This window comes from Vibrio sp. Y2-5, assembly GCF_014596725.1.
Lineage (GTDB): Bacteria > Pseudomonadota > Gammaproteobacteria > Enterobacterales > Vibrionaceae > Vibrio.
In genome coordinates this window covers 105,731-127,543 of record NZ_JACVEG010000010.1, presented here as the reverse complement: position 1 = coordinate 127,543, position 21,813 = coordinate 105,731, and the positions used below count along the sequence as shown (strand labels likewise).

Sequence of the window (21,813 nt, the reverse complement as noted above, 5' to 3'; positions counted from 1 at the left end):
GAGAAAATCTATATTTCATCCCGTAATATGAGCCTGAACGGCTTGATTCTCCTGAATCAATTGGCTTTATTATTACGATGTTGTGTTTGCATACTCGATTTTCGAGTTAGGTAGAATTCTACCACCTGTTTTGTGCAGTTATCCCCTGCTACAAAACATATACTTCCTGTATTTATTTTTGACCTGTCTGTCAAATTTTTAGCACCGCCTATTGGCGGTGTTTTTTTATGCCTGAATATCTGACATAAAAAAACGCAACCTGAATCAACAAGTTGCGTCTTATCTATTTGGAATCTTCAGTTCACGCTTATGGGCGATAAACTTTCACGTTCTTGAAGCCTTGCTCTTGCAAGTACAGTGCTTGTAAACGGCTCATCACGCCACGTTCACAATACAATAAGTAAGTCTTAGACTGATCAAGATCGCCAAACTGAGTAGCTAGTTTGAAGAAAGGAATGTGCTTCACTTCCACACCATCAATCTCTAGCGGCTTATCTTCTTGTTCATCTGCACTGCGAATATCAAGCACTATAGCGTGTTCCTGAACGGCTGCGACTTGCTCAACTTCAGGTGCTTGCTCTTGGCTCTCTTTCTCAATGTCACGGATATCCATTACGCGCGCGTCGTACACCACTTTATCCAGAATAGAGAAATCAAATTTCGCTTCTTCCGCTTCAAGTTTCGCTTTCACCGCTTTCACAGTTGGGCTCTTCGAAATGACGCCACAGTATTCAGGCATTGTTTTCGCGAAGTCTTCAGTGCCGATTTCACGAGCTAGCGTGATGATGTCTTCTTTATCCCAGTTAATCAAAGGACGAAGAATCAGAGTATCCGTCACACCATCGATATGGCGCAGGTTAGTCAGTGTCTGGCTTGATACCTGACCTAATGCTTCACCTGTAACCAAAGCTTCAATATTGAATTTTTCTGCGACCTTACCAGCGGCACGCATAAACATACGCTTGAGGATAACGCCCATTTGGCCGTCATCTACCTTTTCAAGAATTTCCGCAACCACAGGTTCAAAATCTACAGAGATGAAACGTACCTTGGCAGAGGAGCCATATTTGTTCCACAAGAAATGGGCTACTTGCTTAACACCAATCTCGTGAGCAGGGCCGCCCAAATTGAAGAAACAGTAATGAACTTTTGAACCACGCTTAATGTGTAGGTAGCTTGAAACACCTGAGTCAAACCCACCCGAAATCAGGCTTAGTACATCTTCTTGAGTTCCCAGAGGAAATCCACCTAACCCTTTGTAACGTTTGATAATTTGGTTAAGCAACTCATCGTTAACTTCAACGTTAATCGTCACATCAGGATTGGTAAGTTTAACCTTCGCGCTTTCAACCGCTTGGTTTAAACCGCCACCAACGTAACGCTCAAGCTCGATTGAAGAGAAATCGTGCTTACCACGACGCTTAGCGCGAACCACGAAGGTCTTGTTTTCAATCAGATGACGGCTCGTTTCAAGCACTTGCTCGTAAATGTCGTGAAGATCTTTGAACTCTGACTGCTTAACTTCCAGAACTTGTTGAATACCCGGTGTTCTGGTCAAAATTTCCAGCGTTTCGTTAAAGAATCGGTCACTTTCAGAGGTCACTTCAATGTGATCACGACGGTTGAATACAGCAACGCCTGTCGTACGGCTCTTAACGATATTGCGAATATTAGACTCAAGAATTTTCGTGAAGCGCTTACGCACCGACTCACTTTTAACAAAGATTTCTGGATGGGGCTTAACAATAAATTTCATAAGTGTCTTCGCAATTAAAGTATTAACGTAATAGTAGCTTGTACTTAGCTACATCTCTGAACTCAGCAATAACGCTAATTTCATCGACGGCCAGAGTGGGTATCACTAAGGGGGCGAGATTATACACGATAATGGCGCAACGATAAAAGCACGCCAAAGAAAAAGGCAAGCCTGAAGCTTGCCTTTAACCATAATTCCGCCGCTTAGCTATTGAATAGAACCGGCTTGCGCTGATGGAATCTCATCACTGTACTTCGGTTCACCCTGCATAATACTGATTTCCACACGTCGGTTACGGGAACGTTGAGCAGCAGTATCATTGGGTCCCAAAGGCTCGGTATCGGCCATACCACGAACACGTAAGCGTTGATGCGAGAAGCCGCGTACTGATTCCATCTCTTGAGCGACAGAAACCGCACGTTGAGAAGAAAGATCCCAGTTTGAACGATACAATTCAGAATCAACTCTTTGGTTATCAGTATGACCTGAAACTCGAATAATACCCGGAACATCTTTGACCAGATCCGCTATCTGACGAACCAGCGGGCGGAACTTAGGTTGTAAAAAGGCAGAACCTTCAGGGAAAGCACCTTTCTCCCGAATACGAATAACAATTTGTTGACCAAGATTATCCACTTCGATAGCACCTTGCTCAATTTCACGCTGCAACGCGTTCTTAATGGTTTCCATTAAGGTCTCTGTTGATTCAGAGGTTGCCTGTGATTGCTGTTGTTGAGATTCTGACTCGGTATTTTGATTGTCTTCGGTCGATGTTTCTGGGGACTGACCACCTGTCATATCACCAGCTTCACGCATAGTACCACCAGCACGGTCTTCGTCCCCTTCGTGGAACTCTAACGTCTGCTGCGTGATGTCTATGGTTTGCTGCATAATCACATCGATAGGCGTAGGCTCAGGACGCCCCGGACGGAATTCCTGTGCAATGATGCTAGTACCTTTAGGTATGTCCTTTACTTCCAGACGGTTTTGCACACCAAAAGCAAATTTCATCGAACCGGCAATCTGCTTGAACTTCAGTACGTCCATTTCCGAAAACGAAAGCAGCAATACGAAGAAGCACATTAACAAGGACATTAGATCAGCAAATGTCCCCAACCATGCGGGAAGCCCCGGAGGTGGACATTTACACTTTTGGTCATCCATCATTCGCTCCGGTTATTCACTATCAATATCAAGAGCTCGTTTGCCCTCGTTGAGGTAGTTCTTCAAGTAGCTGTCAATCACACGTGGGTTTTGACCATCTTGAATTGCCAATACACCATCCATAATCAGACGGCGATTTAATGTTTCTTGTTCACGACGAAGTGATAATTTGTCTGCAATTGGGAAGAACACCATGTTCGCAAGTACGGCACCGTATAACGTAGTTAAAAGTGCCACCGCCATTGCAGGGCCGATAGCTTTCGGGTCATCCATGTTCGACAACATCGCCACCAGACCAACAAGCGTACCAATCATCCCCATTGCTGGTGCTACATCACCAAATGCTCGGAACACTCCCGAACCAAATTCGTGTCGCTCATCTGTTAAGGCGATGTCTTTTTGTAGTGTTGCGCGAACCACATCCGCATCATGACCATCAACCAATAAATCAATGCCCTTTTGCATAAAGCTGTTGCTGATTTCCATCTCTTCCAAAGCGAGGAAACCACCTTTACGTGCTGCGTCAGCCATCTCTACGATTTTCGCGATCAAATCTTCTGGCTCGTCCGCTTTAAACATAAACGCCTTACCAGCAATTTTAGCGGCTCCGAAGAATTGTCCCATGGTAAACTTCATCAAAACAACGAACGTTGAACCACCAACAACAATAAGAATTGAGGTAACATCAACGAACATCGATAGGCTTCCACCTAAAACCATCGCCATAACTACGAAAGCTAAGCCACCAATCAGACCTATCAGCGTTGCTAAATCCACGAAGCACTCCTCAGACAATATGTTCGCATTGGTTAGAGCCGAACGACTCTCAGTTATTCTCTTATCGACAAGAGAATCAAATTCTTAAATAGAAAATTGACGAAAGGTTACTCGCCCCTCATTTACGCCAACATCCAGTTTATACTTAAAGCGTGCCAATATGCACCTTCGGTATTCAGAGATTGAACAAAATGCTCATTAATTACAAATCACTCGCCATTACGAATTTTCATATTCGTTATCGATATCGACTAAAAACCTCCGTAATTCTGACAAAATTAGTTGGTTAAATTTGACCATCAACACAGGCTAAGGTAACTTTCGTGCATCTTTCCCAAGGCAACAATATTATGGCGAGTAAAAAACCAGAAAACATGTCTTTCGAGGCGACCATTGAAGAGTTAGATCAAGTGGTCGAGCAGCTAGAAAATGGTGATTTAACACTAGACGATGCACTGAAAAAATTCGAACGTGGTATCGCTCTTGCTCGCTCAGGTCAAAGTAAACTGGATGAAGCGGAACAACGTGTTAGCATTCTGCTAAGTAACACAGATGATGCGCCACTCAGTGAATTTAACGAATTACCTGAATAACTGATATTTATTGTTCTTAATTATTTATCGTCTTTAGTCGTTGTTGTCTCTCATTGATAATGCGCCTAGAGACTGAACGAAACGTTTTAAGAGTGTCCTATGATTGAGGCTCTAACCTCTTATCAACAACGAAATAATGAGCAGCTAGACCACTGGTTAAACCGTCTGCCAAACCAAGACTTAGCGCTAATCGAAGCAATGCGTTATGGCTTACTGCTGGGTGGAAAACGTGCTCGCCCCTATTTGGTCTATATTACAGGTCAAATGTTAGGGTGCTCTATTGAAGCTATGGATACCCCAGCTTCGGCTGTGGAGTGTATCCACGCGTATTCACTGATCCATGACGATTTACCAGCAATGGATGACGATGAGCTACGTCGTGGTAAGCCGACGTGTCATATTAAGTTCGATGAAGCGACAGCAATTCTCACCGGCGACGCTCTGCAAACCTTAGCATTTACCATTCTGGCCGAAGGTACTCTGTCCGAAGAAGGCGAATCCAATCGTATTAAAATGGTTCAGGTACTTGCTGAAGCTTCCGGCGCACAAGGTATGTGTTTAGGACAAGCACTCGATCTTGGCGCAGAGAATCGTCTTATTCCGTTGCAAGAGCTCGAAACAATCCATCGCAATAAAACTGGCGCACTTATGCGCAGTGCGATTCGTTTAGGGGCTTTATCTGCAGGTGAGAAGGGCTTACAAGTTCTGCCACAGCTTGATAAATATGCCGATGCCGTTGGCCTCGCATTTCAAGTACAAGACGACATTTTGGATGTCATCGGTGATACCGAAACTTTGGGTAAACCTCAAGGTTCAGATCAACAGCTCAACAAAAGTACGTACCCAGCTCTATTAGGATTGGACGGAGCGATAAATAAAGCCCAAACTCTGTTACAGGAAGCACTTCAAGCACTTGAAGCTATTCCCTACAATACAGAATGTCTTGAAGAGTTCGCCCGATACGTCATCGAGCGCAAAAATTAACACTATAAGCGCGCATAATTATGACTCTTGATATTTCAAAATATCCAACACTGGCTCTGGCGAATACGCCAGACGAATTACGCAGTCTGCCTAAAAACATTCTGCCAAAGCTTTGTGAAGAACTTAGAACGTATCTGCTTAACTCTGTTAGTCAATCAAGCGGACACCTAGCTTCTGGCTTAGGCACTGTTGAACTGACAGTGGCGATTCACTACGTCTACAACACGCCATTTGATCAATTGATTTGGGATGTGGGTCATCAAGCTTACCCGCATAAAATCCTGACCGGTCGTCGTGAGCAAATGCCTACGATTCGCCAAAAAGATGGCCTTCATCCTTTCCCGTGGCGCGAAGAGAGTGAATACGACACCTTGTCTGTCGGTCACTCCTCAACTTCTATCAGTGCCGCTTTGGGCATGGCTATTTGTGCTGGCAAAGAAGGCGCAGATCGTAAAGTAGTCAGCGTGATTGGTGACGGTGCGATTACCGCCGGTATGGCATTTGAAGCCATGAACCACGCTGGTGACGTTCACCCAGATATGCTGGTTATTCTCAACGACAATGAAATGTCGATTTCAGAGAACGTTGGCGCACTGAACAACCATCTTGCTCAGGTGCTTTCTGGCAGTTTATATACCTCGATTCGTGAAGGCGGCAAGAAGGTTCTCTCTGGCATCCCGCCAATCAAAGAGTTGGTTCGCCGTACCGAAGAACACCTGAAAGGTATGGTTGTTCCTGGGACTTTATTCGAAGAGTTGGGCTTTAACTATATTGGTCCTGTTGACGGCCATGATGTTATTGAACTGGTCAAAACACTGAAGAACATGCGTGAGCTTAAAGGCCCGCAGTTCCTTCATATTATGACCAAGAAAGGTAAAGGCTATGAACCAGCGGAAAAAGATCCGATTGGTTACCATGGCGTGCCGAAGTTTGATCCTAGCCATAACAGCCTGCCAAAGAGTTCAAGTACCAAACCGACCTACTCGAAGATCTTCGGTGATTTCCTGTGTGATATGGCAGCGCAAGATCCAAAACTGATGGCAATCACACCTGCTATGCGTGAAGGATCTGGCATGGTTCGTTTCTCGAAAGAGTACCCATCTCAATACTTCGACGTGGCGATTGCTGAGCAACATGCAGTGACGTTAGCAACAGGTATGGCTATCGCTAAATACAACCCGATTGTGGCGATTTACTCAACCTTCCTGCAACGTGGTTACGATCAGTTGATTCACGACATCGCAATTATGAATCTCCCTGTGATGTTTGCTATCGACCGTGCAGGGCTTGTCGGTGCTGATGGTCAAACTCACCAAGGTGCGTTCGATTTAAGCTTTATGCGTTGTATCCCGAACATGACGATCATGGCTCCGGCAGATGAAAACGAATGTCGTCAAATGCTGTATACCGGTCATCAACATCAAGGCCCGAGTGCTGTTCGTTACCCACGTGGCAACGGTATGGGTGTTGAAATCGAGCAAGAGTTTACTGCGCTTGAAATCGGTAAAGGTCGCATGATGCGTCAAGGCGAAAAAGTGGCTATTTTAAGCTTCGGTTCTCTCCTTCCTTACGCACTGGAAGCGGCTGAAGATTTGAATGCAACCGTGGCTGACATGCGATTCGTCAAACCATTAGATGAAGCACTAATCAAAGAACTTTCAGCGAGCCACGATATTATAGTGACACTGGAAGAGAACGTGGTTGCAGGTGGTGCAGGTGCAGGCGTTGTTGAGTTTATGATGAAAGAAAAAATCATCAAGCCAGTGCTGAATCTTGGTCTTCCTGATCAGTTCATTGCTCAAGGAACTCAGGAAGAGATGCATGCCGAACTTGGTTTAGACGCTGCGGGTATAAAAGCTGCCGTAGAATCTTATTTGAACAAGTAATCCAATAAGGTTGTTGCTACTAAAAAGCCTTCTCACAGAGAAGGCTTTTTGTTTTGTATAAGACCAGTATTTAAGGCTGGGGATTGTTCCACTCAAACTCAGCAAACAATTTTTGCCAGCTTTCATCAAAAGAAGCCTTTAATACCAACTCTTGCTTGGTGTATGGATGCACAAAACGCAGTTCGCTGGCGTGCAACATTAAGCGATGACAATCGTACTCTTCACGATACAAGCGGTTGTGCTTGCCATCACCATGTGTGGTATCACCAACGATTGGATGACGAAGATGCGCCATATGACGACGTAACTGATGCTTACGCCCAGTCTTAGGTTTCATTTCAACTAAACAGTAGCGAGTGGTTGGAAATTTACCAGTTGAAAACGGCACTTCCATTTTGGCGAGTGGTTGGTACTCGGTCACTGCGGACTGTGCTTCTTTATCTTGCTTGGCAAACTTATCGGCAATTTTATCCAGCTCTTCTTTGAGCGGATAATCCAGCACATCACCCTCTTCAATCCAACCACGCACGATTGCATGATAAGTTTTTACCATTTCATGGTTGGCAAACATAGGCATAACATTGGAAGCAATTTCGCTCGACAGTGCAAAAACCAACACACCGGACGTTGGTCGGTCTAAACGATGCAAAGGAAAAACGTGCTGACCAATTTGGTCTCGCAATGTTTGCATCACAAACTGAGTCTCATGCTTGTCCAGCCATGAACGATGCACCAGCATTCCGGCAGGTTTGTTTACCGCCACCAAATACTCATCTTGGTAGATAATTTCCAACATTACTGACATACCCTATCGATATGATTTACCACCAACAAAACAGCCTGAAACTCTTCTTGATGCTTCCAGACTTCGTCAAAATAAGGTGACAACTCAAACCCTCTTGGAATCGCTTGCTCTTCATCAAGTAACCTCTGCATTGTTGGGATAAATACCCATTGAAGCCATTCATGAGGGGTGAGCGTATCGATGGAAAATGGCTCAACACTTTGCATCGCTTCCAAGCTCGGAGGCGTTGACTGCCATACTTCACATTGGCGCATTTCAGCTTCTAACTGCTCCAAAGCTTGCGCCAGTTTTGTGTTAATTGTCATGATTCACCAAGTTTATTGGTCGTACACCTTGAAAAAGGGCCATAGAGTACCATTTATTGGGGAAAGAAGGGTTACTTGCCCCAAAGAAAAGTAGGAACATTTTGCTCCCATGGACAATATTCAAACTCTGACAACGCTGCTAAAAAACAGTGGCTGCCAATATCAAATCTTCGACCTTGGCCGACGTATTCAGCCGATCGATAACGACCAATTTTCGCACGTAGAACAGGGACATCAAGCTTATCCATATCCTGTAAAGCGTACCGCTCACCTTGCTATTGCGTACTGGAATGAAACCAAACAACCTTGGATTTGGTTTCTGAAATTTGCTTTAGACGAACGAGGATTGTTGCAACAAACGGATGTTGGGCAATTCATTAAGTACGTGGTTGAAGCTATGGGGACTCGTCTGAACAAAGAGCTTACCGAAGAGCAACAGGAAAAACTGGCAAACAATCCCTACACCTTTAAACCATCTGAAGACAAAATGGCGGTCTTCCACAGCCAAATTCGTTCTGAACTAGACATGCCTTGCAGCCAGTATTACGAGCACGCACAGCACTATTTCTCTGGCGGTCTTGGTTGGAACAACTGGCAAACGGTCGGTCTGCAAGGTATTACCGATGTCTGTGCACGCTTAAGCCAAGAACAAAACGGACCTATGGTGCGTAAGGCGATTTCCCACTTACCCACGCAACCTCTTTATGCACTGTTGGGTGCTCTTGAGCATACGAAATTGCCAGCGAAACTGGCTGATCGTCTTGAAGAATTTGCGCAGGCAGAAATAACAAGCCAAGAGCCCGATCTGTTCTTATTGTCGGCATTAACTCGTGCACTTTCAGGTTCAGATGAAAAACGACTGAGCAAAATTGTTGATGCTATCTTAGCAAGCCCACGCTTAAGCCATCCTGAAGTTCTGATTGCGATTGCTGGCAGAGCGTGGGACGTTTTGAACTTAAATACCCGAGCAGAACTGTTCCTGCTAAGACTGGCGCAAACAGGTAACCAGACTCTGTTTAATCAGCTGTTTGCCGACTTAGTCATGCTACCAAAGCTAAGAATGGTGTTGTTGCCGCTTCTGCATGGCACACCATCTGAGGAGCTCGCTCAAGCGCTGATTAAACTTCAACAAGATACAAAGTCTTAGGAAAGAAGATGATTGGAGACTTATTGGCAATATTGGCGTTGTGTTTTGTCGGCTTTATTTTTTGGCAACAAAGACGTCAGTCTGAAATCGCAAAGTCACATGTGTTGAGAAAATGCGACCAGCTTGAACTCCAATTGCTCAGCGTCTCATTCGGCGGCCACAAATGGAAAACCAGCGATGGTCGCTGGTTTTGGCATACGGTTTACTTGTTTGAATTTTCAGCTTTAGGCGACGATTGTTATCAAGGAAAGCTGGAAATGCGCGGTTTCATCCCAATGCGCTTCAACTTACCACCGCATCGGATGGTCTAATCCATTCAAAGTCATAACTCGGGGCGAAATGTTCTTCATTTTCGCCTTTGTTTTGAAATTCTAAAGCTTGCAGTATTTTAATCGCAGAGCAGTTTTGAATTTCAGCGTTCGCAACAACTCTCATCAGCCCTAATCGCTCACATGCTTTGGGGAAAAACGCTTTTAATGCTTCAGACGCGAAACCCTGCTTCCAATACAGCTTATCGAAAATAAAGCCCAACTCAGCTGTAATATCATCCCGTTCGATAAACACATGTCCCATAAACTCACGATTATAGTTATCCAACACCGCCATCGCATAAATGGAAGAATCATTGAGTACGCGCTTGAATAACTCTCTTGATGCCGAAACCGTTTTGGGCCCGTTCATATATGCCCTGTTTTTCGCACAGCAATTCAGCATCAAAAAGTCCAACTCGAACGATTCTGTATAGGGAATTAACAGTGTTCGTCGTGTCACTATTGTCACAAACAGTCCTTGTTACAACATAAAATGAATAGCGTTTTTGCAATTACTAACAAAAACAAAAAAATTTAAGCCACTGATTATTTTTATTATTTTACTGATTTTCACATAGATAACGATCAAAAGGTCACTATGCGGTCGGTAGAAATTGTCACAGAGATAACAGAATTTGAATTGGAAAACGGCAAATTAAGAAAAACCCCAACACCTAAGTGCTGGGGTTTAAGTCTTGTGCGCAGCTATCCCGCTACAAATGCGTGCTTCCTGCATCATCCCTAAAAAACCGAATCCTTCAGTCTAATCCTTGCATCGCCTTCCTAGCGGTGTCCGTTTTCATCCGTTATGCTAACTATCCTGTTAGCGCTCATCACTTGTTCCTTGAGCGGTGTCCTTCCCATCATCCTGATGGTGTCCTACCCTTTCCTAGGGTTTATCCTTTTTGCTTTCCTTGCCAACTAACTTCCTGTTAGCTGTTGAATCCGTTCGTATCCGTATCCATATAGTGATTATCCATTAATCACTTTTTTCGTCCTGAAATCACCGTCCAGTGGTGTATCCAATTCCGTGTCAGTTCCCTTCCGACAAGGTTTAATCTACGCCTTTGGAATTTTTGTGCAATTACCTGATAGCAAATATTTCTGCACACAAAGCAAACAGTTAAATTACCACGTTAATATTCAATGAGTTATACCAAACCAATGGCATTTTCTGCTTCACAAAACACTGATATCTCACACTACTTGTAAGAGATCTCTCACAAGAGATTATTACTTTCACTAGCCCTCTCCAGTGCAAGAAAAACCGTTTAGTAAAACCAAGAGAAGCTCGCTACGACTTTTAAGCAGGAATAATCCATCAATCTGATATAAAATCACGCCAACAGATAGAAGGATGACCTATGCTCACACAAGATGTCACAAAAGAGCTCGAAAGAGTGCTGACCACTCTGCAACAACAAGGAAAAGAACCTACCGTTGCGCTGGTAAAAGCACGTATGAGCACATCAGTTCCTATGGCTGCTCTTATTACTGCAATCAAAAGCTGGAAGAATGCTAACCGTGTTCCGAAAGTAGAAATTGCGGCAAAAACCTGTGGGGATACGGATCGTATTACTCAGCTAGAACAGACCATAGTTCAGCTCACTAAACGTATTGAACAGTTAGAACAACAAATCAATGGTAAAGCTCAATGAAGATATGGGTTGACGCAGACGCTTGCCCGAAAGTGATAAGAGAAACGATTGTACGCGCCGCAGAACGCACGGGGATTGAGTGTACCTTCGTAGCCAACCACATCATTCCTGTTCCGAAACGAGTTAATATTCATTCGATACAAGTCCCTGCAGGTTTTGACATTGCAGATAATGAAATTGTAAGACGAGTAGAAGCGAATGACTTGGTCATCACGTCAGACATTCCGCTTGCGGACGAAGTCATTACCAAAGGCGCATTGGCGCTGAACTCACGCGGTGAGCTTTATACCAAAGAAACCATAAAAGCACGTCTCAATATTCGCGACTTTATGGAAACGATGCGCTCAAGTGGCATTCAGACTGGAGGCCCAAGCGCGCTGTCTCAGACTGATCGACGCGAGTTCGCTAACCATCTGGACAGATATCTGGCGAAGTTTAAAAAATAATTCGATTTTCAATGCAAAAAACCTGCGAATCTCGCAGGTTTTTTTATTATCTATATAACTAATCAAGCTATATAACCAATCAAGGTATGTCGCTTAAAGCGAACATGACTTATGGCGTGTAGTAAGTTGCTGCACCAGGGCCTACTGGTAGACCTAGTAAGAATACCCAAACGTAGAACAGCAAGCTCCAACCAACAATAAAGCAGATTGAGTAAGGCAGCATGGTTGCGATTAGCGTACCAATACCTAAATTCTTCATGTAGCGAGTAGCAACCGCTAAGATCAGACCAAAGTAACTCATCATTGGTGTGATGATGTTAGTGGTTGAGTCACCAATACGGTAAGCTGCTTGAATCGTCTCAGGCGCATAGCCTACTAGCATTAACATTGGAACAAAAATTGGTGCTGTTACTGCCCACTGAGCAGATGCCGAGCCAATCATCAGGTTAATGAAGCCACACATCAGGATAAATGCGAAGAACAACATTGGACCCGTTAAGCCGATGCTTTGTAGGAAGTCTGCACCTGCAACAGCAAATACCTGACCAAAGTTAGTCCACTTGAAGAACGCAACAAACTGGGCAGCAAAGAATACCAGTACGATATACATGCCCATAGATGACATAGATTTCGCCATCGCATCGATAACATCGCGGTCAGTTTTCATCGTCCCCACAACACGGCCATAAACGAAGCCTGGAATTGCGAAGAATACGAAGATGAAAGCAACAATACTTTTCAGGAACGGCGAACCAGCAACAGTACCTTGAGCAGAACGCAGAACACCATCAGCGGGTACGATAGTCCAAGCCAGAAGAGCACTTACTACAAGTACTGCAACACCAGCCATTTTCAAACCACGTTTCTCGATTGCAGTTAGAGTACCCATCTTGTCTTTAGACAGATCTTCTGCTGCTTCTTCAGGATTGTATTTACCTAATTTAGGTTCAACGATCTTCTCAGTCACGTAAGCACCCATACCTGCAATAAAGAAGGTAGAGACAAACATGAAGTACCAGTTTACTTCTGGACCAACGGTGTACGTAGGGTCAATCATTTGTGCTGCTGTTTCAGTGATACCTGAAAGCAATGGATCAACCGTACCAATCAGAAGGTTTGCAGAATAACCGCCAGATACACCAGCAAATGCCGCAGCCAGACCGGCTAACGGATGGCGACCTAATGAGTGGAACAACATAGCCGCAAGTGGAATCAATACCACGTAGCCAAGTTCAGATGCTGTGTTAGAAATGATACCAGCAAAGACAACAGTGACAGTCACCATGCGAGCAGATGCACCCATGACTAGACCACGCATTGCAGCAGATAAAAGACCAGAATATTCAGCAATTGCCACACCAAGCATAGCAACAAGCACTGTACCTAGAGGGGCGAAACCAACGAAGTTTTTCACTAGGTTAGTAACGATCAGTTGCAAGCCCTCTGCATTAAGCAGGCTAACAACATGGATCATACCATCAGCAGCACGGCCTTTAGCGCCTTCTGGACGAGGGTCCATTACTGAGACTTCAAAGTAGCCTGCAATGCCTGATGAAATAAGAATCGCTAAACAGAAGATAGCGAATAAAGTAATCGGATGGGGTAAAAGATTCCCTAAATACTCAACACCATCTAAAAAGCGGGTAAAAAGGGACTTTTTAGGTGCTGGTTTGTTTATTGAAGCAGACGAACTCATCTGTTTCCTCCTTGTAGTTTTCTCTGTGCATTTGTGACAAAAATGTCAAAAGCGCGGCGAAGAGTACTTTAGGGAGTGAACATTACAAAATCAAAGATGTTACAGATTATTTCATATTGAGCATAAAATAATTCAAATCAGCACCATATACAGTGTTATAAACTAGACAAATGTATTTAAGGAATATTATAAGTTAACAGCAATATTTAAGTTGTAGCCGCTACTTATCTCTGTACGGCTTTAAATCTTGGGTTAGCCTTACAGATAACGTAAAGACGTCCGCGACGTTTTACAATCTGGCAACCTGGATGACGATTTTTGGCACTTTTCAGAGAACTTAATACTTTCATGGATGAAACCTCGCAATTCATTATTGTTATAATATAACATATCAAAAGAGAATTACTGTCAACAATAATTACTACGGTTCTCTGTTAGGTATGATATTTTCACTTTTATTTCTTTAGCCAAACTCAATACACACCAATGCACACAATCACACCTATAGCTACCATCGAAACTCCGTACAAAGAGAAGTTTGCCGTTCCCCGTCAGCCGCGTTTAGTGCCCAGCGCAACAGCACGTATCAAACTATTAGGCGAGCTGAATTGTATGGAAGCCGTACGTGAATTAGAGCAATTCAGTCATCTTTGGGTACTGTTCTTGTTTGATCAGAACCTAGAGGCGGGTTGGAAACCAACGGTTCGTCCACCTCGCCTTGGTGGCAATGAAAGAGTGGGTGTATTGGCTTCCCGTTCGACATTTCGACCGAATGGCATTGGTATGTCTGCAGTGGAATTTCGAGGCATAGATAAAGAAGGCGATCAAATCTATATAGAAGTGGGCAGTGTTGATCTGGTTGATGGAACTCCCATCGTCGATATCAAACCCTATATCCCCTATTCTGATTCCGTACCAGAAGCAAAAGGTGGATACGCAGATGCGGAGCCCTCCACAATTGAAGTTGAATTTAGCCCCACAGCTCTGGCGATTTTGCAGTCGCTACCGGATTCAACCGTCAAGCAAGCGGTGATCAGCGAAGTTCTAGCACAAGATCCTCGTCCTGCTTACAAGAAAAATAAGCCAGACGATAAGCAATACGCAGTACATTTGTACAATTTGAACGTAAAATTCACCATATCTGGTAACTTAGTGACAGTTACTACTATTGAACCCTTTTGACATTCGCATTTGGCTGATATTATTAGCGGCTAAATTTATTACCACCTTTGATAAACGGATACCATAAATGCGTACCAGTAAATATCTTCTTTCTACTCTGAAGGAGACTCCAAACGACGCAGAAGTAGTGAGCCACCAGCTCATGCTACGTGCGGGTATGATCCGTAAGCTAGCTTCAGGTCTTTACACTTGGCTACCTACCGGTCTTCGCGTACTGCGTAAAGTCGAAACCATCATTCGCCAAGAAATCGACAATGCAGGGGCAATTGAAACGCTAATGCCCGTTGTGCAGCCGTTTGAACTATGGGAAGAGACAGGTCGTTCTGAAAAGATGGGTCCTGAGTTACTTCGCTTTACTGACCGCCACACTCGTCCGTTTGTACTAAGCCCAACAGCAGAAGAAGTGATTACTGCTCTTGTGCGTAACGAGGTTAGCTCATACAAGCAACTACCTCTAAACCTGTACCAAATCCAGACTAAATTCCGCGATGAACGCCGCCCTCGTTTTGGTGTGATGCGCTCTCGTGAATTCTCAATGATGGATGCATACAGCTTCGACATTGATAAAGATGGTCTGCAAAAATCTTACGACGCTATGCACGATGCTTACTGTAAAGCATTCGACCGCATGGGTCTTGATTACCGTCCAGTATTGGCTGATAGCGGTGCTATCGGTGGTAGTGGCTCACAAGAGTTCCACGTATTGGCAGAAAGCGGCGAAGATTTAATCGCATTCTCTACAGAGTCTGATTACGCAGCGAACATCGAAAAAGCAGAAGCGGTTGCACTTGCAACTGAGCTAGCTGCACCAACTCAAGAGATGACTCTGGTTGATACGCCAAATGCGAAAACCATTGCAGAACTTGTTGAGCAATTTGAACTGCCTATCGAGAAAACCGTTAAAACGCTTTTCGTTAAAGCATCAGACGAAGTTGACGCAGACATCATTGCACTGATCATCCGTGGTGATCACGAGCTAAACGAAGTAAAAGCAGAAAACTTGAAAGAAGTCGCTTCTCCATTGGAGATGGCTTCTGAAGAAGAGATTCGCGCTCTGATTGGCGCAGGCCCAGGTTCTTTAGGCCCTGTAGGTCTAGAACTGCCATTCATTGTTGACCGTACAGTTGCAGTAACCAGTGACTTCAGTGCTGGTGCAAACGTTGATGGTAAACACTACTTCGGTATTAACTGGGGCCGTGACGTTCAACTAGGTCAAGTTGAAGACCTACGTAACGTTGTTGAAGGTGACCCAAGTCCATGTGGTAAAGGGACTATCATGCTTAAGCGTGGTATCGAAGTTGGTCACATCTTCCAGCTTGGTACGAACTACTCTGAGAAAATGAACTGTGGTGTTCTAGGCGCTGACGGTAAGAACGTTATTCTAGAAATGGGTTGTTACGGTATCGGTGTAACTCGTGTAGTGGCTGCTGCGATTGAACAGAACCACGATAAATACGGTATCATCTGGCCAGACGCTATTGCACCGTTCCAAGTGGCTATCGTTCCGATGAACATGCACAAATCTGAGCGCGTTCAAGAAGCGGCAGAGAAGCTATATGCTGAACTGACAGCTGCTGGTATCGAAGTTCTATTCGATGACCGTAAAGAACGTCCAGGTGTTATGTTCTCTGATATGGAACTACTTGGTGTACCTCATACGATCGTTATCGGTGATCGTAGTATGGACGAAGGTAATTTCGAATATAAAAGCCGTCGCACTGGTGATAAGACGCCAGTGGCAATGACTGATATCGTCGAGCACATCAAGTCGCAAATGGCTTAATCTAGAACGTCTATCTTTGAAGGCTGCCAAATGGCAGCCTTTTTTATTAATGCTGGATTCATCATTTCTCTTCTAAACTGCATAAAACAAAAAGGAGAAAGATATGGATCTCAAAGCCCTACTCAATCAAGCACTCAACTCCAATTTGGTTCAATCCGGTAAACAGCAAGCTCAGTCTTTAGCTCAGGATAAAAGCCAGCTTGCCACGCTTGGTGCTGGCGCACTCGGCGGAGGTATCATTGGCCTTTTAATGGGTTCAAAGAAAACCAAGAAGTTGGGCAAAAAAGCGCTCACCATCGGTGGTTCTGCGGCTCTGGGGGCTCTCGCCTATAAGATGTATAACGACTGGCAAGCCAATCAAAATGAATCCCCTCAACCAGCGACCTTTGACCAATCGAATCCTCGCCATGAAATACACATTCTTAAAGCAATGATCGCTTCTGCCAAAGCGGATGGACACGTAGACGAGCAAGAAATGGCTAAGATAAACCAAGTGATTAATGAGATTGGTGCTGATAACGACGTTCAAACACTGTTCCAACAAGAGTTGAAAAAGCCTTTAGATCCGAATGAAATCGCTGCGCTCGCGCAAACTCCGGCTCAGGCATCGGAAATTTATCTTGCTTCAGCAATAGTTGCCGATGAGCAAAACTTTATGGAAAAAGCGTATCTGCAAGAACTGGCGAAGCAACTCGGTTTGAGTGGAGAGTTAGTAAATAACATTCATCAACAGATAAACGGTGAATAATTCACCGTCTGAAACTCAAGATTGAGCCAGCTCAAAGGTAACTTTTGTCTTCATTCTGCTCTCTGTGTATATTGAGAGCAGTTATCATTTATAAGGCAGACGTCTCGTTCTGTACTATTCATTCTGTACTATTCGTTTTGTAAAAGTGGGATAGAGTTATGCAAGTTTACGGTTGTTGTGATTTAGTTCGCGAGTTATACGCTCAAATTGGTAGTGGCGATCAAGCCTATGTTCCTCAAGCCATTAGCTGCGCAGTTCGTGCTCTGAACGATGTCGCAGCGGATACTTCTTTACCTAAGGAAGTGAGAGAAAAAGCCGCCTATGCTGCGGCAAATTTACTGATTTCAGATTTCGAGGATAAATAATGGATCTCGCAAATTTCGCCTCGATGGACACTGTCATGCTGATGAGCATAGTGAACATGAAGTTGCGTGACGACTTTAACGGTGATTTAGACAAACTGGTTGCTTACTTCGATATTGACCGAGCTGCACTTGAAGCAAAGCTGGCCACAGCTGGCTTTGAGTTTCTGCCAGAGGCTGGTCAATTTCGTTAATCTTCGAAATTGATGATATAGAATGTAAAAAAACGCAAACCCGAGGGTTTGCGTTTTTAATTATCTGAAATTTAGTAGCTTTAATTCACAGGTCTGTTATTAACCTAAGTTCTTACGTGCGTTTTGGAACATACGCATCCAAGCGCCGTTCTCGCCCCAGCTATCTGGATGCCATGAGTTCGCCACTGTACGGAATACACGCTCAGGGTGAGGCATCATGATAGTCACACGACCATCTGCTGTTGTTAGACCGGTAATTGCGTTTGGCGAACCATTCGGGTTGTTTGGATATTGTTGAGTTGGGTTACCCAAGTTATCAACAAAACGAACCGCTACCGTGCCTGAGTTTTCGATGGCAGCAAGGTGTGCTTCATCACGAACTTCTACACGACCTTCACCGTGAGAAACAGCGATAGGCATACGAGAACCGGCCATGCCATCGAAGAATACAGAGTCTGATTTCTGAACTTCTACCAAGCTAAAGCGAGCTTCAAAACGTTCAGATTCGTTACGTACGAAACGTGGCCATAAATCTGCACCTGGGATCAGTTCTTTCAGGTTAGAAAGCATCTGACAGCCATTACACACACCTAGAGAGAAGGTATCTTCACGGTTGAAGAAGGTTTCAAACTGGTCACGCGCCTGTGCGTTAAATAGCACTGACTTCGCCCAACCTTCACCAGCACCCAGTACGTCACCGTAAGAGAAACCGCCACAAGCCACAAGACCTTGGTACTCTTCGAGTACAGCTTGACCAGTCAGGATATCGCTCATATGGATATCAGTAGCTTCAAAGCCTGCACGGTCAAACGCCGCAGCCATTTCAACATGCGAGTTTACACCCTGCTCACGCAGAATCGCCATCTTAGGCTTAGCACCTTTCGCAATGTAAGGAGCCGCGACATCTTCGTTAGTGTCGAAGCTTAGTTTCACGTTCAGACCTGGGTCTGAGTTGTCTTTCTTCGCATCAAACTCTTGGTTTGCACATGCAGGGTTGTCACGCAACGCTTGCATTTTGTGAGTCATCTCAGCCCAGATAGTACGAAGTTCCGTTCTTGAACGGTCGACTAATACTGTTTCACCAGAAGCGATAACCAGCTTGTCAGAAGCTTCTACAGCGCCCACTACGTGTGAACATGCTGCTAAGCCGTTGTCCGCAAGAACAGCCAGTACAGCTTCAAGCTCATCGTTCTTAACCTGAACCACAGCACCTAGCTCTTCGTTGAATAGTGCAGCCAGTGCATCTTCGCCTAGTGCTTCAATATTTGCTTTAACACCACAGTGACCAGCAAACGCCATCTCAGCAAGAGTTACGAACAGACCGCCGTCACCTTTATCGTGATAAGCAATTAACTTGTCGTTGCTTACTAAGCTTTGAATTGCGTTGAAGAAGCCTTTTAGCTGCTCTGCATTATCTACATCAGCAGGCTTATCACCCAATTGCTTGTAAACCTGAGCCAGAGCTGTCGCACCTAGGCGGTTCTTACCGTTACCTAGGTCAATAAGCACTAGGCTTGATTCACCTAAATCGGTACGTAGTTGAGGCGTTACCGTCTTACGTACATCTTCAACGCGAGAGAATGCTGTAATGACCAGTGAAAGTGGCGAAGTGACTTCTTTGTCTTCACCATTTTCGTTCCACTTAGTCTTCATAGACATTGAGTCTTTACCTACAGGGATAGTTAGACCCAGTGCAGGACACAGCTCTTCACCCACCGCTTTCACTGCTTCGTAAAGACCAGCATCTTCACCTGGGTGACCCGCTGGAGACATCCAGTTAGCCGACAGCTTGATACGTTTGATATCGCCGATTTCAGTTGCAGCGATGTTAGTGATTGCTTCACCAACCGCTAGACGCGCAGACGCACCGAAGTCCAGTAGTGCTACAGGCGTACGTTCACCCATTGCCATAACTTCACCGTGGTAAGTGTCGTAACTTGCTGCGGTTACTGCGCAGTTCGCAACAGGAACCTGCCATGGGCCAACCATTTGATCACGAGCCACAAGACCCGTTACCGTACGGTCACCAATGGTGATAAGGAATGTTTTCTCTGCTACCGCTGGAAGACGAAGAACACGCTCAATGGCATCACCCAATTCAATACCTGAACGATCAATAGCTGGGCTGCTCACCTTCGCAGTTTTCGCATCACGGTGCATTTTAGGTGTTTTACCTAACAGGATATCCATTGGCATATCGATAGGCGTGTTGTCGAAGTGTGTATCTTCCAACTTCAGTTCGCGCTCTTCAGTTGCAATACCTACAACTGCGTAAGGAGCACGTTCACGCTTACAAATCGCATCGAAATCCGCCATGTTTTCTGGCGCAACTGCCAATACATAACGTTCTTGAGATTCGTTACACCAAATTTCTAACGGACTCATTCCCGGTTCATCATTTGGCACGTCACGTAATTGGAAAATACCGCCACGTTCGCCATCGTCAACTAGCTCTGGCAATGCGTTAGAGATACCGCCCGCGCCCACATCGTGAATAAATGCGATTGGGTTTGCTTCACCAAGCTGCCAACAACGGTCGATAACTTCCTGACAACGACGTTCCATCTCTGGGTTTTCACGTTGTACCGAAGCAAAATCAAGATCTTCCGCAGACTGACCAGAAGCCATAGAAGAAGCTGCACCGCCACCAAGGCCGATGTTCATTGCAGGGCCGCCAAGAACGATCAGGCTTGCACCGACGGGAATTTCTTTCTTCTGTACGTGTTCGTCACGGATGTTACCTAAACCACCAGCAATCATAATTGGCTTGTGGTAACCACGGATCTCTTCACCTGCATGAGACGTCACTTTCTCTTCGTAGGTACGGAAGTAGCCTAATAGGTTAGGACGACCAAATTCGTTGTTAAAGGCTGCGCCACCTAGAGGACCTTCAAGCATGATATCCAGAGCATTAACGATACGACCCGGCTTACCGAAGTCCGTTTCCCAAGGCTGTACAAAGTTTGGAATACGCAAGTTAGAGGTTGTAAAACCAACTAAACCAGCTTTCGGTTTACCACCGATACCCGTTGCGCCCTCATCACGGATTTCGCCGCCAGAACCTGTTGAAGCACCCGGCCATGGAGAAATAGCGGTTGGGTGGTTGTGTGTTTCCACCTTCATCAGAATGTGTGCTTTTTCGTGGCTGTAGCCGTATTGACGAGTCTCTGGGTTCGGGAAAAAACGACCAACTTCAGAGCCTTCCATTACCGCAGCGTTATCTTTGTAAGCAGACAGAACGTAATCAGGAGTCAACTCCATGGTGTTCTTGATCATCTTGAACAGTGATTTGTCTTGCTTCACGCCGTCGATTGTCCAATCGGCGTTGAAGATCTTATGGCGACAGTGCTCTGAGTTTGCTTGTGCAAACATCATTAATTCGATGTCAGTCGGGTTACGCTCAAGCTTAGTCACAAAGCTCTCAAGTAAGTAGTCGATCTCGTCTTCAGCAAGCGCTAGACCAAGGGTAACGTTGGCTTCTTCAAGCGCTTTACGGCCACCTGAGAGTAGATCAACGTAAGCAACAGGCGCTGGTTCTGCAGATTTGAATAGTGCGGTTGCTTGCTCAAGTTCCGTGAACACCACTTCCATCATACGGTCATGAATCAAAGCGTTGATGCTTGCGATTTGGTCAGCTGAAAGTTCACCTTCAGACTCAATGTAATAAGCTGTACCGCGCTCTAGACGCTTAACATTTGCTAGACCACAGTTATGAGCGATGTCCGTTGCTTTAGAAGACCAAGGAGAAATAGTACCCGGGCGAGGAGTAGCAAGAAGTAGTAAGCCTTGTGGCTCGTGTTCTTGAATTGTTGGACCGTAAGTCAGTAACTTCTCAAGTTTTTCGATTTCACTGTCGTCCAAATCTGCCTTGAGATCAGCAAAGTGCATGAACTCTGCATAGATACCCGTCACAGGTAAGTTTTGTTCACGACACGTCTCGAGTAGTTTATTGACACGAAACTCAGAAAGAGCTGGGGAACCACGCAAAATTCTCATGTGCAAAGGTCTCTATATCC

General features: G+C 44.9%; 21 protein-coding genes. 12 read left to right on the top strand and 9 right to left on the bottom strand.

All coding sequences use genetic code 11. The features are described from left to right. Positions 1–307 precede the first annotated feature (307 nt). The 3 genes from thiI to pomA form a co-directional block, all read right to left on the bottom strand. Positions 308–1,756 carry a tRNA uracil 4-sulfurtransferase ThiI gene (gene thiI, locus HUO09_RS19160; protein WP_167412975.1) on the bottom strand — a complete coding sequence of 483 codons (1,449 nt, stop codon included), beginning with the start codon at positions 1,754–1,756 and terminating at the stop codon, positions 308–310. Positions 1,757–1,963: 207 nt separating this feature from the next. Beyond that, the gene (locus HUO09_RS19155) at positions 1,964–2,920 is read right to left on the bottom strand and encodes a flagellar motor protein MotB (RefSeq protein WP_167412974.1); all 957 of its coding nucleotides are present in this window, start codon (positions 2,918–2,920) and stop codon (positions 1,964–1,966) included. Between the two features lie 12 nt (positions 2,921–2,932). Next, entirely contained in the window at positions 2,933–3,697 is a 765-nt protein-coding gene (gene pomA, locus HUO09_RS19150; RefSeq protein ID WP_167412973.1) for a flagellar motor protein PomA, read from the bottom strand. Between the two features lie 350 nt (positions 3,698–4,047). On the opposite strand from pomA, the gene xseB reads away from it, so the two are divergent. The 3 genes from xseB to dxs all read left to right on the top strand — a co-directional run bounded on the left by xseB (position 4,048) and on the right by dxs (position 7,160). Continuing rightward, positions 4,048–4,290, top strand: a complete 243-nt coding sequence (gene xseB / locus HUO09_RS19145; protein ID WP_042488944.1) for an exodeoxyribonuclease VII small subunit — start codon at positions 4,048–4,050, stop codon at positions 4,288–4,290. Between the two features lie 99 nt (positions 4,291–4,389). Next, positions 4,390–5,274 carry a (2E,6E)-farnesyl diphosphate synthase gene (ispA, locus tag HUO09_RS19140; protein WP_167412971.1) on the top strand — a complete coding sequence of 295 codons (885 nt, stop codon included), beginning with the start codon at positions 4,390–4,392 and terminating at the stop codon, positions 5,272–5,274. 20 nt (positions 5,275–5,294) lie between these two features. Then, positions 5,295–7,160, top strand: a complete 1,866-nt coding sequence (gene dxs / locus HUO09_RS19135; RefSeq protein WP_188235032.1) for a 1-deoxy-D-xylulose-5-phosphate synthase — start codon at positions 5,295–5,297, stop codon at positions 7,158–7,160. A gap of 70 nt (positions 7,161–7,230) precedes the next feature. On the opposite strand, the gene truC is transcribed toward dxs, so the two are convergent. Together truC and HUO09_RS19125 are read right to left on the bottom strand one after the other, a co-directional pair. After that, the gene (gene truC / locus HUO09_RS19130; protein ID WP_188235031.1) at positions 7,231–7,965 is read right to left on the bottom strand and encodes a tRNA pseudouridine(65) synthase TruC; all 735 of its coding nucleotides are present in this window, start codon (positions 7,963–7,965) and stop codon (positions 7,231–7,233) included. Beyond that, positions 7,956–8,270 (bottom strand): YqcC family protein, encoded by a 315-nt coding sequence (locus HUO09_RS19125; protein WP_167411961.1) that lies wholly within the window; start codon positions 8,268–8,270, stop codon positions 7,956–7,958. Before HUO09_RS19125 ends, truC begins: the two co-directional genes overlap by 10 nt. Before the next feature lie 109 nt (positions 8,271–8,379). On the opposite strand from HUO09_RS19125, the gene HUO09_RS19120 reads away from it, so the two are divergent. Further along, complete coding sequence (locus HUO09_RS19120; RefSeq protein ID WP_188235030.1) at positions 8,380–9,417, top strand: DUF3549 family protein; 1,038 nt, start codon at positions 8,380–8,382, stop codon at positions 9,415–9,417. Between the two features lie 8 nt (positions 9,418–9,425). Continuing rightward, the gene (locus tag HUO09_RS19115) at positions 9,426–9,728 is read left to right on the top strand and encodes a DUF3301 domain-containing protein (RefSeq protein WP_188235029.1); all 303 of its coding nucleotides are present in this window, start codon (positions 9,426–9,428) and stop codon (positions 9,726–9,728) included. Here the strand turns inward: HUO09_RS19115 and HUO09_RS19110 are convergent. Continuing rightward, positions 9,700–10,197 (bottom strand): GNAT family N-acetyltransferase, encoded by a 498-nt coding sequence (locus HUO09_RS19110; RefSeq protein WP_188235028.1) that lies wholly within the window; start codon positions 10,195–10,197, stop codon positions 9,700–9,702. The genes HUO09_RS19115 and HUO09_RS19110 overlap by 29 nt on opposite strands. Before the next feature lie 895 nt (positions 10,198–11,092). Here HUO09_RS19110 and HUO09_RS19105 point away from each other — a divergent pair. Both HUO09_RS19105 and HUO09_RS19100 read left to right on the top strand, forming a co-directional pair. Next, the gene (locus HUO09_RS19105; protein WP_188235027.1) at positions 11,093–11,386 is read left to right on the top strand and encodes a hypothetical protein; all 294 of its coding nucleotides are present in this window, start codon (positions 11,093–11,095) and stop codon (positions 11,384–11,386) included. Further along, positions 11,383–11,832, top strand: coding sequence for a YaiI/YqxD family protein (locus HUO09_RS19100; protein WP_167411956.1), 450 nt, complete (start codon positions 11,383–11,385; stop codon positions 11,830–11,832). Before HUO09_RS19105 ends, HUO09_RS19100 begins: the two co-directional genes overlap by 4 nt. Positions 11,833–11,941: 109 nt before the next feature. Here HUO09_RS19100 and HUO09_RS19095 read toward each other — a convergent pair whose 3' ends face one another. Then, positions 11,942–13,528 (bottom strand): AbgT family transporter, encoded by a 1,587-nt coding sequence (locus HUO09_RS19095; protein WP_167411955.1) that lies wholly within the window; start codon positions 13,526–13,528, stop codon positions 11,942–11,944. Positions 13,529–13,752: 224 nt separating this feature from the next. Then, a complete protein-coding gene (ykgO, locus tag HUO09_RS19090; protein ID WP_081878768.1) occupies positions 13,753–13,878 on the bottom strand; it encodes a type B 50S ribosomal protein L36 in 126 nt (41 codons plus the stop codon). 136 nt (positions 13,879–14,014) lie between these two features. Between ykgO and tsaA the strand changes: the two genes are divergently transcribed. The 5 genes from tsaA to HUO09_RS19065 all read left to right on the top strand — a co-directional run bounded on the left by tsaA (position 14,015) and on the right by HUO09_RS19065 (position 17,797). After that, entirely contained in the window at positions 14,015–14,710 is a 696-nt protein-coding gene (tsaA, locus tag HUO09_RS19085) for a tRNA (N6-threonylcarbamoyladenosine(37)-N6)-methyltransferase TrmO (RefSeq protein ID WP_167411954.1), read from the top strand. 67 nt (positions 14,711–14,777) lie between these two features. After that, on the top strand, positions 14,778–16,493 hold the full coding sequence (locus tag HUO09_RS19080) for a proline--tRNA ligase (protein ID WP_188235026.1): 1,716 nt from the start codon (positions 14,778–14,780) through the stop codon (positions 16,491–16,493). Positions 16,494–16,596: 103 nt separating this feature from the next. Then, a complete protein-coding gene (locus HUO09_RS19075) occupies positions 16,597–17,241 on the top strand; it encodes a tellurite resistance TerB family protein (RefSeq protein WP_188235025.1) in 645 nt (214 codons plus the stop codon). 158 nt (positions 17,242–17,399) lie between these two features. Next, complete coding sequence (locus HUO09_RS19070) at positions 17,400–17,606, top strand: YaeP family protein (protein ID WP_167411951.1); 207 nt, start codon at positions 17,400–17,402, stop codon at positions 17,604–17,606. Then, positions 17,606–17,797 (top strand): DUF4250 domain-containing protein, encoded by a 192-nt coding sequence (locus HUO09_RS19065; protein ID WP_167411950.1) that lies wholly within the window; start codon positions 17,606–17,608, stop codon positions 17,795–17,797. Before HUO09_RS19070 ends, HUO09_RS19065 begins: the two co-directional genes overlap by 1 nt. A gap of 99 nt (positions 17,798–17,896) precedes the next feature. On the opposite strand, the gene purL is transcribed toward HUO09_RS19065, so the two are convergent. Beyond that, positions 17,897–21,793 carry a phosphoribosylformylglycinamidine synthase gene (gene purL / locus HUO09_RS19060; protein ID WP_188235024.1) on the bottom strand — a complete coding sequence of 1,299 codons (3,897 nt, stop codon included), beginning with the start codon at positions 21,791–21,793 and terminating at the stop codon, positions 17,897–17,899. Between the last annotated feature and the right edge of the window lie 20 nt (positions 21,794–21,813).